We start from the raw sequence: 14809 nt of genomic DNA on the forward strand, positions 1-14809 counted from the left end.
GGGTCGATTCTATACGACGCGGCCTTCGCCCTTCGTTACCCCAGGTCCAGCGAGTCATCCTTCTTGGATTCGCGCGGCACGTCGGGCGACAGTTGCCAGAAGATCCACGCCGAAGCCGCGGTGAGCAGGCCGATGCAGATGAAGGTGGCGTGGAAGGCGGCCAGCGCGTCCTCGGGCGCGCCATGGTCCACCAGGTGACTGAACGCGGCCAGGATGCCGCCGGCCACCGTCACGCTCAGGCTGATCGCCAGCATCTGCATCATGGACAGGATGCTGTTGCCGCTGCTGGCGCCTTGCTGGCCCAGATCCTTGAGCGTCAGCGTGTTCATCGCGGTGAATTGCAGCGAGTTCACCGCGCCGAAGAAGGCCATCAGCAGCACCTGGGTCCAGACCGGGTGCGAGACATCGACCAGCGAGAACGAGACGATGGTCAGGCCGACCAGCACCGTATTGACCACGAGGACGTGGCGATAGCCGTAGCGGGTGATGAGCGAGGTCGCGAGGCGCTTGCTGAGCATGCCGGCCGCGGCCACGGGCAGCATCATCAGGCCCGAATGCGTGGGCGAATAGCCCAGGCTGACCTGCAGCAGCAGCGGCAGCAGGAAGGGCATGCCGCTGCTGCCCAGGCGCGCGAACAGGTTGCCCAGCAAGCCTATGGTGAACGTATGGATGTGGAAGAGGGTGGGCGAGAACAGCGGCGCGGCCTGCCTGCCCGCGCGCAGCCAGTAGGTGACGATGCTGATCAGGCCGAACACCAGCATGAGTACGACGGTAGCGTGGCCCGTGGCGCGGCCCGAGAACCCGTCCAGCGAGAGCGAGATGGCCGCCATGCCGAAGGCCAGCAGTCCGTAGCCCACGCCGTCGAAGGAGGCCGGCTGCTTCTCGCGCTTGTCGATCATGAAGGTGCGCGTGGCTATCGCGCCGGCCAGGCCGACCGGGATGTTGATCAAAAACACCCAGTGCCAGGAGAACTGCTCGGACAGCCAGCCGCCCAGTACGGGGCCGATCATGGGGCCGACCATGGCCGGGATGGCGACGAAGCTCAGCGCGGGCAGCAGGCGCTCCTGGGGGAAACTGCGCAGGATGACCAGCCGGCCCACCGGCATCAGCATCGCGCCGCCGGCGCCCTGGACCACGCGTGAAGCGACGAGCTGGCTGAGGTTCTGGGAGACCGCGCACAGCACGGAGCCCAGCGTGAAAAGGACGATGGCCGAGAAATACACCTTGCGCGTGCCGAAGCGGTCGGCGACCCAGCCCGAGGCGGGGATCAGCACGGCCATGGTCAGCGCATACGAGATCACCACCGATTGCATGCGCAGGGGGCTTTCGCCCAGGCTTGCCGCCATCGCCGGCAGGGCCGTATTGACGATGGTGGTGTCCAGCGTCTGCATGAAGAGGCCGATGGCGACGAGCCAAAGGGTGATGTTCAGCGTTTTTCTGTGTTCCACGGTCGGCGGGCGGGAGGCGGGCGGGTGCCATAGGATAGCTTGATTCATGCCCGCGGCTTGGACTAAGGTGGCCTGGCCGGCTCCCGGTGCCGCGCGGCGCCGGGAATGGCCTTTGCTGGCCGGCATCCCAGGCAACCAGGAGACGACGATGTCGGAACACGTGTACAAGCAGCTCGAATTGGTCGGGTCCTCGACGAAGTCCAGCGACGACGCGATCCGCAACGCGATCGACCGCGCGGCCCGGACGATGCGCCATCTGGCATGGTTCGAGGTCACCCAGGTGCGGGGCCACATCGAGGACGGCAAGATCGCGCACTGGCAGGTGGGCCTGAAGGTGGGGGTGCGCCTGGAGGACTCGAAGTAGGCTCCCGAGGCAAGGGCGGCGGCGGGAGGCCGCCGCCTGCGCGCCGGCCTGGTGCTGGCTACAGTGCTTGAGAATTGTTATCATTATTGATCTTAATCATCTCAAGCATGCAGTGCCGCGCACCGCCGTATGGACAAACAGTCGGATCGCTTCCTGGAGCAGAAGCGTCGCTCATTCTGGTTGAAGCATCTGCATCAATGGCACTGGATCAGCTCGGCGATCTGTCTCGTCGGCATGCTGCTGTTCGCCGCCACCGGCATCACGCTGAACCACGCCTCCCAGATCGAAGCCCATCCGCGCGTCGTCTCGAAGGAAGCGCAGGTGCCGGCCGAACTGGCGCGCGCGCTGGCGCCTGAAGGGGGGGCCGACAAGGCGCCATTGCCGCCGGCGCTGCGGCAATGGCTGGAAGACCAGTTGTCCGTGGCGATCGGCGACCAGCTGGCCGAATGGTCGTCCGACGAGATCTATGTTTCCCTGCCACGCCCCGGCGGCGACGCCTGGCTGAGCGTCGAGCTGCCCGACGGCGCGGTGAAGTACGAGAGCACCGACCGCGGCTGGATCTCGTATTTCAACGACCTGCACAAGGGCCGCAACACGGGCGAGGCCTGGAAGTGGTTCCTGGATATTTTCGCGGTCGCCTGTCTGGTGTTCTGCGTGACCGGTTTCTTCCTGCTGCAGATCCATTCGCGCAACCGGCCCGTCACCTGGCCCATGGTGGCGCTGGGCGTGGCTGTGCCGCTGTTCCTGGCATTCGTATTCATTCATTGAAGAGGTTCTGGCTATGCGTACATTGATCCCGGTGGCCGTCACCGGCCTGATGGTCGGGCAGGCCCAGGCCGCCGACCTGGCGGTAAGGATCGAGATCCCCCGGCTGAACGTGGCCGAGTACCACCGTCCGTACGTGGCGGTGTGGGTGGAGGGGCAGGACCAGAAGGTCGCCGCCAACCTGGCGGTCTGGTACGACGTCAAGCTCAAGAACGACGAAGGCACGAAGTGGCTCAAGGACATGCGCCAGTGGTGGCGCCGCACCGGCCGCGAACTGACCATGCCCGCCGACGGCATCAGCGGTGCCACGCGGCCCGTGGGCGAGCATCAACTGGCGTTCAGCGACGGCAAGGCGCCGCTGGGCAAGCTGGCCGAAGGCAAGTACGAGCTGGTGGTCGAAGCCGCGCGCGAGGTCGGCGGCCGCGAGTTGCTGCGCATCCCGTTCCAGTGGCCGCCGCGCGCGCCCGAGAAGGGCGAGGCGCGTGGCCAGCACGAGCTGGGCCGCGTCGCGCTGGAAACCAAACCCTGATTCCCTAGCAACCCCTTCCGAGGAAAAGAACATGAAGATGTCTCTCAAGTGGGCCGCGCTGGCCCTGGCGTTCAGCCTGCCCCTGTCGGCCCAGGCGCACCGCATGTGGATGCTGCCCTCGGCCACGGTGCTGTCGGGCGCGGATCCGTGGGTGACGGTGGACGCCGCCGTGTCCAACGACCTCTTCTACTTCGAGCACTTTCCGCTGCAACTGAACAACCTGTCGGTGACCGCTCCCGACGGCACCGCGGCCAAGGCCGAGAACCAGTCCACGGGCCGCTATCGCAGCACCTTCGACGTGCGCCTGACCCAGGCCGGCACCTACAAGATGGCGGTGGTCAACAACGGCGTGTTCGCGTCGTACAAGGAAAACGGCAAGAACAAGCGCTGGCGCGGCACGGCCGAGAAGTTCGCGCAGGAGGTGCCGGCCGACGCCCAGGACCTGCGGGTCACGCAGGCCAACAGCCGCCTGGAGACCTTCGTGACGGTGGGCAAGCCGACCGACACGGTGCTCAAGCCCACCGGACAGGGGCTGGAACTGGCGCCCATCACCCATCCGAACGATTTGTTCGCCAAGGAAGAAGCCAGTTTCCGGCTGCTGCTCGATGGCAAGCCCGCGGCCGGCATAGAAGTGTCCATCGTGCCGGGCGGGATCCGCTACCGCGACCAGTTGCATGAAATGAAGACGCGCACCGATGCCGACGGCAAGTTCACGGTGACCTGGCCCGAGCCCGGCATGTACTGGCTGGAAGCCGAGACCAAGGACGACAAGACCACCTTCGACAAGGCGAAGGAGCGCCGGTCGACCTACATCGCGACGTTCGAGGTCTTGCCTGAATAAGCCCTCCCGTACGCCCTTCGGGCGCCCCCCAGGGGGCGATGCGGGTGGACCGGCGGAGCCGGATCCGCCGCATCCTGGGCCTGGTGCCGCTATCTTGGGTTGTGGCAGCGGTGCTTCGCTGGCTGCCGGCCATGGTAACGAGCCCGAAGGGCGTAGGGAGGGGCGAGTGCTCGTGCCGCTGGCGGTGTCGGAGCAGGCGCGGCGGGGCTATGGGAGCGGGGCTCGGGTGGTTTCCATGGGCGGGCCGACGATGGGGACGAGCTGGTCGGTCAGGCTGGTGGATGATGGCGGGGTGCCGCCGGACCTGGACGAGCGGGTGCGGGCGACGCTGGACGGGGTCATCGACGAGATGAGCAACTGGCGGGACGATACGGACCTGAGCCGCTTCAATGCCGCGCCGGCGGGGAGTTGGCACGTCTTGCCCGATGCCTTGTTCGTGGTGCTGGAGCAGGCGCTGAGCGTGGCCCGCGAAAGCGGGGGCGCCTACGATCCTACGGTGGGGCCGCTGGTCGACCTGTGGGGGTTCGGGCCGCAGGGGCCGCGCGCCCGGCCGTCTGCGGCCGAGATCGAGGCCGTGCGTGGGCGCGTGGGCTGGGAGCGGATCGAACTGGACGTGGCGGGCCGCCGTGCGCGGCAACCAGGCGGGGCCCATGTGGACCTGTCCGGCATCGCCAAGGGCTACGCGGTCGACGCCGTGGCCCGCTGCCTGCGGCGCGCCGGCGTGGCGGGCTATCTGGTGGAGATAGGCGGCGAGCTGGCCGGCCACGGGGTGAAGCCGGACGGTACGCCCTGGTGGGTGGAGCTGGACCGGGCCTGGGATGCGAACGGCGAGTCGTCCGTGCCGCCGACGCTGGTGGCCCTGGAGGGCCTGGCGGTTGCCACCTCGGGCGACTACCGGCGCCATGTCTCCGATGGGCAGGGCATGTACAGCCATACTCTGGACCCGCGCACCGGCGCGCCCATCGGCAACGGCGTCGTCTCGGTCACGGTCCTGCACCCCGAGTGCATGGCGGCCGATGCGCTGGCGACGGCGCTGACGGTGATGGGGCCGGACGAGGGGCTGCGCTGGGCGGCGCGTCGCGGGCTGGCGGCGCAGTTCGTACAGCGCACCGCCCAGGGGTACCGGGAAACGATGACGCCCAATTTCGCGGCGATGATGGAATGAACGACGAATCTCGCGCGGCATCCGCGCGCCGGGCGGGCGTGGCGGTGTTGTTGCTGCTGGCGGCCCTGGTCCTGGTGGCCGCCGTGCTGCCGCTGTCGCCGGCGGCGCACCGCGCCGTGGCAGGGGGGCTGGTAGTCGCCTGCTATGTGGCGTTCTGCGTATGGACCGCGCTGGCATGGCGCGCCGCGGCGTCTCCGTCCGGCGGCCCGATCGTGGCCGATGCGCTGCTGGTGGCCTATGCCAGCCAGACGGGCTTCGCCGAGCAGATCGCGCGGCGCAGCGCGCAGGCGCTCCAGGCCGCCGGATTGCCCGTGCATCTGGCCAACCTGGCGGAGATGGGCGGTTCGGCCCTGCAGCGTTTCCGCCAGGCCCTGTTCGTGGTCAGCACGACGGGCGAGGGCGATGCCCCGGACAGCGTCGCCGGCTTCGCGCGCAAGACGCTGGCCGGCGAACTGGCCCTGCACGGCATGAGCTACGGCGTGCTGGCCCTGGGCGACAGCAGCTACCAGCGCTATTGCGCCTTCGGCCAGTCGCTGGCGAACTGGCTGCACCGGCAGGGCGCCGAGCCCATGTTCGATCCTATCCTGGTGGACGATGGTGACGAGGGTGCGTTGCGCCACTGGCAGCACTACCTGAACGTGCTGGGCGCGAGCGCGGAAATGGAAGACTGGGCTGCGCCCAGCTACCGGGCCTGGACGCTGGCCGAGCGCCGATTGCTGAACGACGGCAGTCCCGGCGGCCCCGCCTATCACCTGGCCCTGGTGGCCGCGGATGCATCCCCGGCCGACTGGGAGGCCGGCGACATCGCCGAGATCGGGCCGCGCAATGCTCCCGATGACGTCGCGTCGCTGCTGGCCGCGCTGGGCCTGGATGGCGCCATGGGGGTGGACGGCGGGCAATCGCTGGGCGATGCGCTGGCGGCACGGGTGCTGCCCCATGACGAGGCCGGACGCGCCGCGCTGCGCGGCTTGCCGGCCCCGGCGCTGCTGGAGGCGCTGCCGCGCATCCCCCATCGCGAGTATTCGATCGCCTCGCTGCCGGCCGATGGCCGCCTGGAGCTCCTGGTGCGGCAGATGCGGTATCCCGACGGCCGGCTGGGACTGGGGTCGGGATGGCTGACCCGGCATGTCCGCGTGGGCGGCAAGGTGGACGTACGGCTGCGGCGCAATGGCGGCTTTCATCCGCCTGCGCCTGGGCGGCCGTTGATCCTGATCGGCAACGGCACGGGCATGGCGGGCTTGCGCGCGCACCTGAAGGCGCGCGCCGCCGCCGGGGCGCATCGCAACTGGCTGCTGTTCGGAGAACGCACGCCGGAGCACGACTTTTTCCATCGCGACGAAATCCAGGCGTGGCGCGAGCAGGGCGTGCTCGAGCGGCTGGATCTGGCGTTCTCGCGCACGGCCGGCTGGCCGCGCTACGTGCAGGACTGCCTGCCCGCCGCGGCAGGCGAACTGCGGGCGTGGGTGGACGATGACGCCGCGATCTACGTCTGCGGCAGCCTGCAAGGCATGGCGGCGGGTGTCGCGGCCGAACTCGAACGCATCCTGGGCCGCGATCGCCTGGACGAATTGGCCGAACAGGGCCGCTATCGGCGCGACGTGTACTGATCAGGCGGTGCCGCCGCTGCGCCGGTGTCCGCTGACCTCGGCACCGGCGTCGTGCCGCAGCCGCACGAAGCTCAGCAGGCTGCTCAGGGCCAGCAGGCCCACGACCAGGAAGGCGATCCGGAAGTCCGTGACGTCGTAGGTCGCGCCGCCGATGTCGCGTGCGGCGGCGGTAAGATGCAGCACCACGGCCCCGACCGCGATGCCCAGGCCCATGGACATCTGCTGGGTGGTACTGAACAGGGTGTTGGCGCTGCTCATCTGCGGGTGCGGGACCTCGGCGAAGGCCATGGAAGTCAGTCCGGTGAACTGCATCGAGCGGGTCAGGCCGCACACCAGCATGATCGCCACGACTACCGGCACGGGCGTATCGGGCGACAGTACGGCGCACAAGGCGATCGAGGTCCCCGCCAGCGCGCCGTTGAAGACCAGCACGTTGCGGAAGCCGAAGCGGCGCAGCGCCTGCGTCGTGCCCAGCTTCATGCCCAAATTGCCCAGCATGCTGGCCAGGTACAGCATGCCGGCCTCGAAGGCGTTCAGGCCGAAGCCCACCTGGAACAGCAGCGGCAGCAAAAAAGGCATGGCGCTGATCGCCGTGCGGGCGATCGTGCCGCCTATCATGACGGTGCGGAACGACGGCACGGCCATGATGGTGGGGTCGATCAACGGATGGGGGTGGCGGCGCAGGTGCGCGGCCAGCGCCACGCCCAGCGCGATGCTGCCGGCGACGAGCAGGGCGCCCAGTTGCCACCGTCCGCCGTATCCCAGGAGCTCCACTCCGACCATCAGGAAGCTGAGCGCGAGGCCGCTCAGGGCGAAGCCCGCCGTGTCCAGCGGCCGCCGTGGCTGCGGGGCGGATTCGGGGATATAGGCGCGGATCAGGAAGATGCCGGCCACGCCCAGGGGGACGTTCAGGAGGAAGATCCACTGCCAGCTCAGGTAGGTCGCCAGGAAGCCTCCCAGCGGGGGGCCGATCACGGGCGCGATCAGTCCCGGCCAGACGATGAAGGCCATGGCGCGGACCAGGTCTTCCTTGCCGGTGTTGCGCAGCACCGCCAGCCGTCCCACGGGCACCATCATCGCGCCCGCCATGCCCTGGAACACCCGCGCGGCGGTGAATTGCGCGACGCTGGTGCTCAGCGCGCACAAGACGGAGGCCAGCGTGAAGGCGGCGACCGCCCAGGCGAAGACGCGGCGTGTGCCGAGCCTGTCCGCGACCCAGCCGCTGATGGGGATGAACACGGCCAGGGTCACCAGATAGGACGTCATGCCTATGCTGAGGTTGACCGGGTTGGTACGGAAGGTGGCGGCCATTTGCGGCAGGGCGGTCGCGATCACCGTGCCGTCCAGCGTTTCCATGAAGAAGGCGGCGGCGACGATGAGCCAGATGATGTTGGGCTTGGCGGTGGGGGCGGTCATGGGCGGCGCGTGGGGTGAGGCCGGATCGGGCCCGGGCAGTATATGCCGTGTGCCGCGATATTTGACTGGAGCCGGATGTCGAGCGGTCCAAATAACCTAGAATCATAAAAACATCGAAACCGGGACGTCCGCGTACGAGCATGAATGCATTGACCGAGAAGGATGTGCGCCGCAATGCGCTGGTGCTCAGTTGTGCGCAGTCGCTGGGTGGGGCCAATCCCGCCATCGTCATTTCGCTGGGCGGGCTGGTGGGGCAGATGCTGGCCACCGACAAATCGCTGGCGACGCTGCCCGTCAGCCTCTACAACCTCGGCCTCGCGCTGGGGACGATCCCGGCGGCCATGCTGATGCGCAGGCTGGGGCGCCGCGCCGCCTACATGCTGGGCGCGGTGATCGGCGGCGTGGCCGGGCTGCTGGCGGCCTACAGCATCGCCACGGGCATGTTCGCGCTGTTCTGCGTCGCCACCGCCATCGCCGGTACCTACGGATCGTGCGTGCAGAGCTACCGCTTCGGGGCGACCGACGGGGCCGACGCGGCGTTCAAGGCGCGGGCGATTTCCTGGGTCATGGTGGGCGGACTGGTAGGCGCGGTCATCGGACCCCAGACCGTGATCTGGACGCGCGACGCGATCGGCGCCATTCCCTTCGCCGGCAGCTTCGTCGGCCAGGCCGTGCTGGCGCTCGCGGCGCTGCCGGTGCTGATCCTGCTGCGCGGATCGGTGCGTCCCGCGGCCGAGCAGGGCGGGGGGCGGCCGCTGCGCGAGATCGCGGCCTCGGGCCGCTTCGTGGTGGCGGTGACCGCGGGCATCGTCTCGTACGGGATGATGAGCTTCGTCATGACGGCCGCGCCCATCGCGATGGTGGCGTGCGGACACACGGTGGGCGAGGCCGCGCTGGGCATCCAGTGGCACGTGCTGGCGATGTACGGGCCGAGCTTCGTCACCGGCAGGCTGATCACGCGCTTCGGCAAGGAGTGGGTGACGATGGCCGGCCTGCTCCTCATGGCGGTGTCCGGAGCGGTCGCGCTGCATGGCCTGAGCGTGGGGCATTTCTGGCTGTCGCTGGTCTTCCTGGGCGTGGGCTGGAACTTCGGTTTCATCGGCGCCACCGCCATGGTCACCGACTGCTACCGGCCCGAGGAGCGCACCAAGGTCCAGGCCCTGAACGATTTCCTCGTGTTCGGTTCCGTGGCCGTGGCGTCGTTCTCGTCGGGCCGGCTGCTCAACGCCTCGGGATGGGAAACCATCAATTGGCTGCTGTATCCGGCCGTGGCGATCGTGCTGCTTCCCCTGTTGTGGCAGGCGGGCCGCACGCGCCGCGCGGCGGCCTGAGGCCGGCGTTTCCCGCCGCGTTCAGTTCGGGAGGCCGAACAGGTCGGCCCGCCCGAACATGCGCGCCGTTTCCCTTGCCGACGGCGTGCCCAGGTCGGGATTCGCGCCGCCGTCCAGCAGCGCCCGCACCACCTCTTCTTCTCCCTTGAACACGGCCCCGGCCAGCGGGCTCTGCCCCCGGTCGTTGACGCGGTTGGGATCCGCGCCGTGCTCCAGCAGCGTCCTGACCGTGCCGGCATGGCCATGGTAGGCCGCCAGCATGATCAGGCTATCCCCTTTCTGGTTGGTCAGGTCCGCGGGCGCCCCGGCGGCGAGGTAGGCGGCCAGCGTCTCGGTTTCTCCCGCGCGGGCAAGATCGAACAGCTTGGTGGCCAGGGCCAGCACGGCATCGTTGGGCTGGTAGGAATCGCTAGGGCTCATGGTGTTTCTCTTTTGGTGATCAAAGGCTTCCACGCGGTGCGCGGGAAGAATGTCGTTACAAACCTGGCGCCATGCGGGGCGCGCGCGGCGCACCATGGCATGCATATTGCCCTTGTCCCCGGCAAGGGATGCCCATCCCGGGAAGAATGCCGCATCGGACGTGTACATCTTACTCACAGCGGTAATTTTTATCGGCGAGGATGGACATTATCCGGCGCGGCACCCGCCCGCCGCACGAGAAACATCCCTGCGCGTGTGAAGTCCCGACCCAATCATCAGCTGCCCATGGGGAAGCGTCTTTTGCCGGAGAAACATCTTGCTGCCGAGAGTCATGCTAGTAACGTCGGAGGCCCTGCCGCTCGCCAAGACGGGGGGCCTGGGCGATGCGGTAAGCGGCCTGGCACGGGCCCTGCGCGACGCGCACGTCGACGCGACCATCTTCATGCCCGCCTATGAAAGCGCGCTGCATGCCGCCAGCGACCTGGAGAAGGTGGCCGATCTGCCCGGATTGATCGGGGGCGATGCCGAGGTCTGGGCGGGATGGGTCGCCGATACCGAGATACCGGTGCTGCTGCTGCGCAACGACGCCCTGTACGTGCGCCCCGGCAACCCCTACCTGGATGCGGACGGGAGGGAGTTTCCCGACAATGGAATCCGCTTTGCCGCGCTGGCCCAGGCGGCAAAGCGGATTTCGGTGGGCGAGACGCCGATCAGGGTTCCGCACGTGGTCCATGCCCACGACTGGCACGCGGCCCTGACGCCGCTGTATCTGCACGCGGCCGGCGTCAAGCGGCCCAAGACGGTGTTGACCATCCACAATCTCGCGTTCCAGGGCAACTTCCCGCTGCGCCTGGCGGAGGAGCTCGGCATCCCGCCCGCCTATCGTGGCAGCGAGGGCGTGGAATTCTGGGGCAACCTGAACTTCATGAAGGCGGGGTTGCGCTACGCCGACAAGATCACGACGGTCAGCGCGACCTACGCGCGCGAGATCCTGACCCCGGCGTTCGGCCATGGACTGGAGGGCGTACTGGGCCAGCGCGCCCATGAGCTGCACGCCATTCCCAACGGCATCGACACCGAGGTCTGGGATCCCGCTTGCGATCCCTATCTGCCCGAGCATTTTTCCGCCATGGACCTGCGCGGCAAGATCCGCAACAAGCTGGAGATGCAGCGCGCATTCGGCCTGCCCACCGACCCCGAGGCGCCGCTGCTGGCGATGGGCAGTCGCCTGACCTCGCAGAAGATGGCGGATCTCGCGATCGAGGTGTTCCCCATGCTGCTGGCGGCGCATCCGCGTCTGCAGATCGCCGTGCTCGGCTGCGGCGAGCGCGCGCTGGAAGAGGCATTGCAGGAACTGGCCGCGCGGCATCCGCGCAACCTGGGCGTGCACATCGGCTATGACGAACGCCGCGGGCACCTGCTGCATGCCGGCGCCGACATGCTGCTGCACGGCAGCCGCTTCGAGCCATTCGGCCTGACGCCGCTGTATTCCATGCTGTACGGGACCGTGCCCATTGCGTCGCGTGTCGGTGGCCTGGCCGACAGCATCGCCGGGCTGTCCCAGGCGCCGGATGCCGAGGTCGGATCGGCCACGGGCATTCTGTTCGACGGGGACACACCCGCCGACATGATGGCGGCGGTCGAGCGGGCGCTGGAGGCCTTTGCCCAACCGCAGCGGTGGGCGGCCCTTCAGAAGAACGGGATGACCCGCCACTTCGGCTGGGAAGCTTCCGCCGCCCAATATGTCGAGCTGTACCGCATGCTCGCGCCGGTCGCTCCCGTGGGCGCGCCCATGGTGGCCCGCCGTCCGGAGGCGGCCAGCGCTCCGGCCGAGACCGCCATACGGAAACGGGCCTGATGGCGGCGCGACGTCGACCGCCGCTGCGTATCTACCATGCCAGGGCTTCGGCCCTGGGGCCGGTGCTGGACGAGGCGGGCGCGCTGGCGGCGCCCTGGCGCGCGTGGCTCGAGACGGCCGCCGGGCTGGGATTCGGGCAGGTGCTGGCCGACGCGCGCGAGGCAGGCGACGAGGCCTCGTGCGGTGTGCTGGCGCGCGCCGCCACGCGGCGCCGGCTGGAGCTTTATCTGGATTGTCCACCGGCCGGCGGCGAAGCTGCCGTCGACTGGGCGGCGCGCGCGCCGGCGTGGGGCGAACTGGGCGTGCGCGGCCTGCTGGTCCGGGGATGGGACGCGGCCGGCCCGTGGGCAGGCAAGCTCGCGTCGCTGCGCGGGCGCGAGGACGGACTGGACCTGCTGGCCTGGACGCCCGGCCTGTCGCGCGAGGCGGTGCGAGGGCTGCGCGGAGTGGGTTTTTCCCATGTGTTTTCGTCGCTGGCCTGGTGGGATTTCCGCAGCGCCTGGTTCATGGACGAGTGGCACGCGCTGGCGGACACCGGCTGCGCCGTGCTGGCCTTTCCGGCCGATCCTTACGGCCCCGGCGCGGCGGGCGTCGGCGTGCCGGATGCCGAGGTGCGGCAACGCGCCTCGATCCGTGCGCTGTGGGCCGCCGCCACGTGCGGCGCGGGCTGGCTGGTGCCCATGGGATACGAACGGCACGGGCTGGATGGCACGCCGCACGGCCAGCTGGACCTGGGCGACGAGCTTCGTGCCGCGAATCGCTGGCTGGCCCGCGCGCCGGCCGATGACGTGACACTGTCGCCGCTGGGCGGCGCGGACGCGCCCATCGCCATGTTGCTGCGCCGTGCCGTCGGGCAGCGGGGCAGGCGCAGTCATCTGCTGCTGTTCAATCCCGACCTGCTGGCCGCATCGGCGGTGGATTGGCCCATGATCCAGGCCAGGCTGCCCGATCGCGTGCAACGGCCGGTCGATGGCGGCGTGCCCGCGAGGCTGGGGCCCGGCGCCGCGCAGGCCATCGAACTGGGATCCGCGCCCCCCGTGCTGTCAGGGCCGCCGCGCCGCCGGTCGCTGACCGCGGCCATGGGCGCGGCCCGCGTGGCGATCGAGGCGGTCGAGCCCGTCATCGAACAGGGCCGGTTCGCGGTGAAACGCACGCCCGGCGAGGCGCTCGCGGTGCGCGCGGATATCTTCATGGACGGCCACGACAAGCTGGCCGCCGACGTGCTCTGGCGCGCCGCCGACGAGGAGGCCTGGACCCGGGTGCCCATGGTGCACCTGGGCAACGATCGCTGGGAGGCCGTGTGCCGGCCCGAGCGCGTGGGCATGGGCTACTACGCGATCGAGGCCTGGCGCGATACCTATGCGACGTTCCTGGACGAACTTCGCAAGAAGACCGATGCGGGCGTGGACGTGGCGGTGGAAGTGGAGGAGGTCCGTGGCTGGATACTGAAGGTGCTGGGCCGCGCTACCCAGGCCGGAGCCGAGACGCGGGCCCGGGCCGAGGAAGCCGCCCGCGGCCTGGCGGAGCTGCCCACCGAGGACTGCCTGGCGTGGATACGGTCGCCGCAGGCCGCCGCCCTGGTACAGGCGCTGGAGCCCCGCGAATTCGCGTCGCGCTCGGCCGAGTTCCCGGTGCGGGTCGAACGCCGGACCGCCCGGTTCGGCAGCTGGTACGAGTGCTTCCCGCGTTCGCAAAGCGGCGATCCGCACCGGCACGGCACCTTCGCCGACGTCGCGGCACGCCTGCCCGCGATACGGGACATGGGCTTCGACGTGCTGTACTTCCCGCCCATCCACCCCATCGGCCGCCGCCACCGAAAGGGCCGCAACAACAGCCTCGTGGCCGAGCCCGGGGATCCCGGCAGCCCCTACGCCATCGGTTCGGAAGAGGGCGGGCACGACGCGATACACCCCGAACTGGGGACGCTGGACGATTTCCGCGCGCTGGTGGGCGAGGCTGCCCGGCACGGCCTGGAGATCGCCCTGGATTTCGCCATCCAGTGCTCGCCCGATCACCCGTGGCTGGCCCGTCATCCCGACTGGTTCGCCTGGCGCGCCGACGGCTCGCTGCGCTATGCCGAGAATCCGCCCAAGAAATACGAGGACATCGTCAACGTCGATTTCTACGCGCGCGCCGCGAACGGACGCGATGCCGCCTCCGGCCTGTGGCTGGCCCTGCTGGACGTGGTGCTGTTCTGGGCGGCCGAGGGGATACGGATCTTCCGGGTGGACAATCCGCACACCAAGCCGCTGCCTTTCTGGGAGTGGCTGATCGGCCAGGTGCATGCGCGCCATCCCGACGTCGTGTTCCTGTCGGAGGCCTTTACCCGGCCCAAGATGATGTACCGGCTGGCCAAGCTGGGGTTCTCGCAATCCTATACCTACTTCACGTGGCGCGAGACCCGCCGGGAACTCACCGACTACCTCGAGGAAATATCGCGGCCGCCTGTATCCGATTTTTTCCGCCCCAATTTCTTCGTCAATACTCCCGACATCAATCCGCGCCATCTGCAGACGTCGGGCCGGCCGGGTTTCCTGATCCGGGCCGCGCTGGCGACCACGTTGTCGGGTTCCTGGGGCATGTACAGCGGCTTCGAGCTGTGCGAGGGCACGCCGGTACCCGGCAAGGAGGAATATCTCGATTCCGAGAAATACGAGATCCGGGCCTGGGACTGGAACCGGCCGGGCAACATCGTGGCCGAGATCGGCGTCCTGAACCGGATACGACGCGACAACCCGGCGTTGCATATCCATACAGGCACCGGGTTTCTCAACACCGATAATGATCACGTGCTGGCCTATACCAGGGCGACGCCGGAACGCGACAACGTGGTGCTGGTGGTGGTGAACCTCGACCCGCACGGCGCGCAGGGCGCCAACGTCGAACTTCCGCTGTGGGAGTTCGGGTTGCCGGACGATGGCACGCTGCATGCCGAAGACCTGTTGCGCGGGTACCGCTTCGATTGGCATGGAAAGATGCAGCACGTGTGGCTCGAACCTGGCGGCCCCTACGGGATATGGCGCATTTCCCGGCGATTCTAGGATCCGCTCCCTTCGGGGATCCAT

12 protein-coding genes are annotated in these 14809 nt (G+C 68.9%); 9 read left to right on the forward strand and 3 right to left on the reverse strand.

Features of this window, described 5'->3' with window-relative positions:
- Window positions 1–35 precede the first annotated feature (35 nt).
- Window positions 36–1496, reverse strand: a complete 1461-nt coding sequence (gene mdtD, locus R4823_RS09990; protein WP_087839261.1) for a multidrug transporter subunit MdtD — start codon at window positions 1494–1496, stop codon at window positions 36–38.
- A gap of 100 nt (window positions 1497–1596) precedes the next feature.
- Here mdtD and R4823_RS09995 point away from each other — a divergent pair, with 100 nt between their 5' ends.
- From R4823_RS09995 to R4823_RS10020, 6 genes are all read left to right on the forward strand, one after another.
- Window positions 1597–1812, forward strand: coding sequence for a dodecin (locus R4823_RS09995; protein ID WP_087839262.1), 216 nt, complete (start codon window positions 1597–1599; stop codon window positions 1810–1812).
- 129 nt (window positions 1813–1941) lie between these two features.
- Window positions 1942–2580 (forward strand): PepSY-associated TM helix domain-containing protein, encoded by a 639-nt coding sequence (locus R4823_RS10000; RefSeq protein WP_087839263.1) that lies wholly within the window; start codon window positions 1942–1944, stop codon window positions 2578–2580.
- 13 nt (window positions 2581–2593) lie between these two features.
- Entirely contained in the window at window positions 2594–3106 is a 513-nt protein-coding gene (locus tag R4823_RS10005) for a DUF2271 domain-containing protein (protein ID WP_338618508.1), read from the forward strand.
- A 31-nt stretch (window positions 3107–3137) separates the two neighbouring features.
- Window positions 3138–3947 carry a DUF4198 domain-containing protein gene (locus R4823_RS10010; protein WP_132979946.1) on the forward strand — a complete coding sequence of 270 codons (810 nt, stop codon included), beginning with the start codon at window positions 3138–3140 and terminating at the stop codon, window positions 3945–3947.
- Window positions 3948–4113: 166 nt separating this feature from the next.
- Window positions 4114–5112, forward strand: a complete 999-nt coding sequence (locus tag R4823_RS10015; protein WP_243724547.1) for an FAD:protein FMN transferase — start codon at window positions 4114–4116, stop codon at window positions 5110–5112.
- A complete protein-coding gene (locus R4823_RS10020) occupies window positions 5109–6719 on the forward strand; it encodes a sulfite reductase flavoprotein subunit alpha (protein WP_338618509.1) in 1611 nt (536 codons plus the stop codon). Before R4823_RS10015 ends, R4823_RS10020 begins: the two co-directional genes overlap by 4 nt.
- On the opposite strand, the gene R4823_RS10025 is transcribed toward R4823_RS10020, so the two are convergent.
- A complete protein-coding gene (locus R4823_RS10025; RefSeq protein ID WP_338618511.1) occupies window positions 6720–8135 on the reverse strand; it encodes an MFS transporter in 1416 nt (471 codons plus the stop codon).
- 140 nt (window positions 8136–8275) lie between these two features.
- Here R4823_RS10025 and R4823_RS10030 point away from each other — a divergent pair, with 140 nt between their 5' ends.
- Window positions 8276–9466 (forward strand): MFS transporter, encoded by a 1191-nt coding sequence (locus R4823_RS10030; RefSeq protein ID WP_087839268.1) that lies wholly within the window; start codon window positions 8276–8278, stop codon window positions 9464–9466.
- 21 nt (window positions 9467–9487) lie between these two features.
- Here R4823_RS10030 and R4823_RS10035 read toward each other — a convergent pair whose 3' ends face one another.
- On the reverse strand, window positions 9488–9886 hold the full coding sequence (locus R4823_RS10035; RefSeq protein WP_087839269.1) for an ankyrin repeat domain-containing protein: 399 nt from the start codon (window positions 9884–9886) through the stop codon (window positions 9488–9490).
- A 331-nt stretch (window positions 9887–10217) separates the two neighbouring features.
- Here R4823_RS10035 and glgA point away from each other — a divergent pair, with 331 nt between their 5' ends.
- Both glgA and R4823_RS10045 read left to right on the forward strand, forming a co-directional pair.
- Complete coding sequence (gene glgA, locus R4823_RS10040; protein WP_132979949.1) at window positions 10218–11744, forward strand: glycogen synthase GlgA; 1527 nt, start codon at window positions 10218–10220, stop codon at window positions 11742–11744.
- A complete protein-coding gene (locus R4823_RS10045; protein ID WP_132979950.1) occupies window positions 11744–14785 on the forward strand; it encodes an alpha-1,4-glucan--maltose-1-phosphate maltosyltransferase in 3042 nt (1013 codons plus the stop codon). The genes glgA and R4823_RS10045 overlap by 1 nt, the downstream gene beginning before the upstream one ends.
- Window positions 14786–14809: the final 24 nt, after the last annotated feature.

Origin of the sequence: Pigmentiphaga sp. CHJ604, from assembly GCF_036972535.1 — a bacterium.
Taxonomy (GTDB): Bacteria; Pseudomonadota; Gammaproteobacteria; order Burkholderiales; family Burkholderiaceae_B; genus Pigmentiphaga; species Pigmentiphaga daeguensis.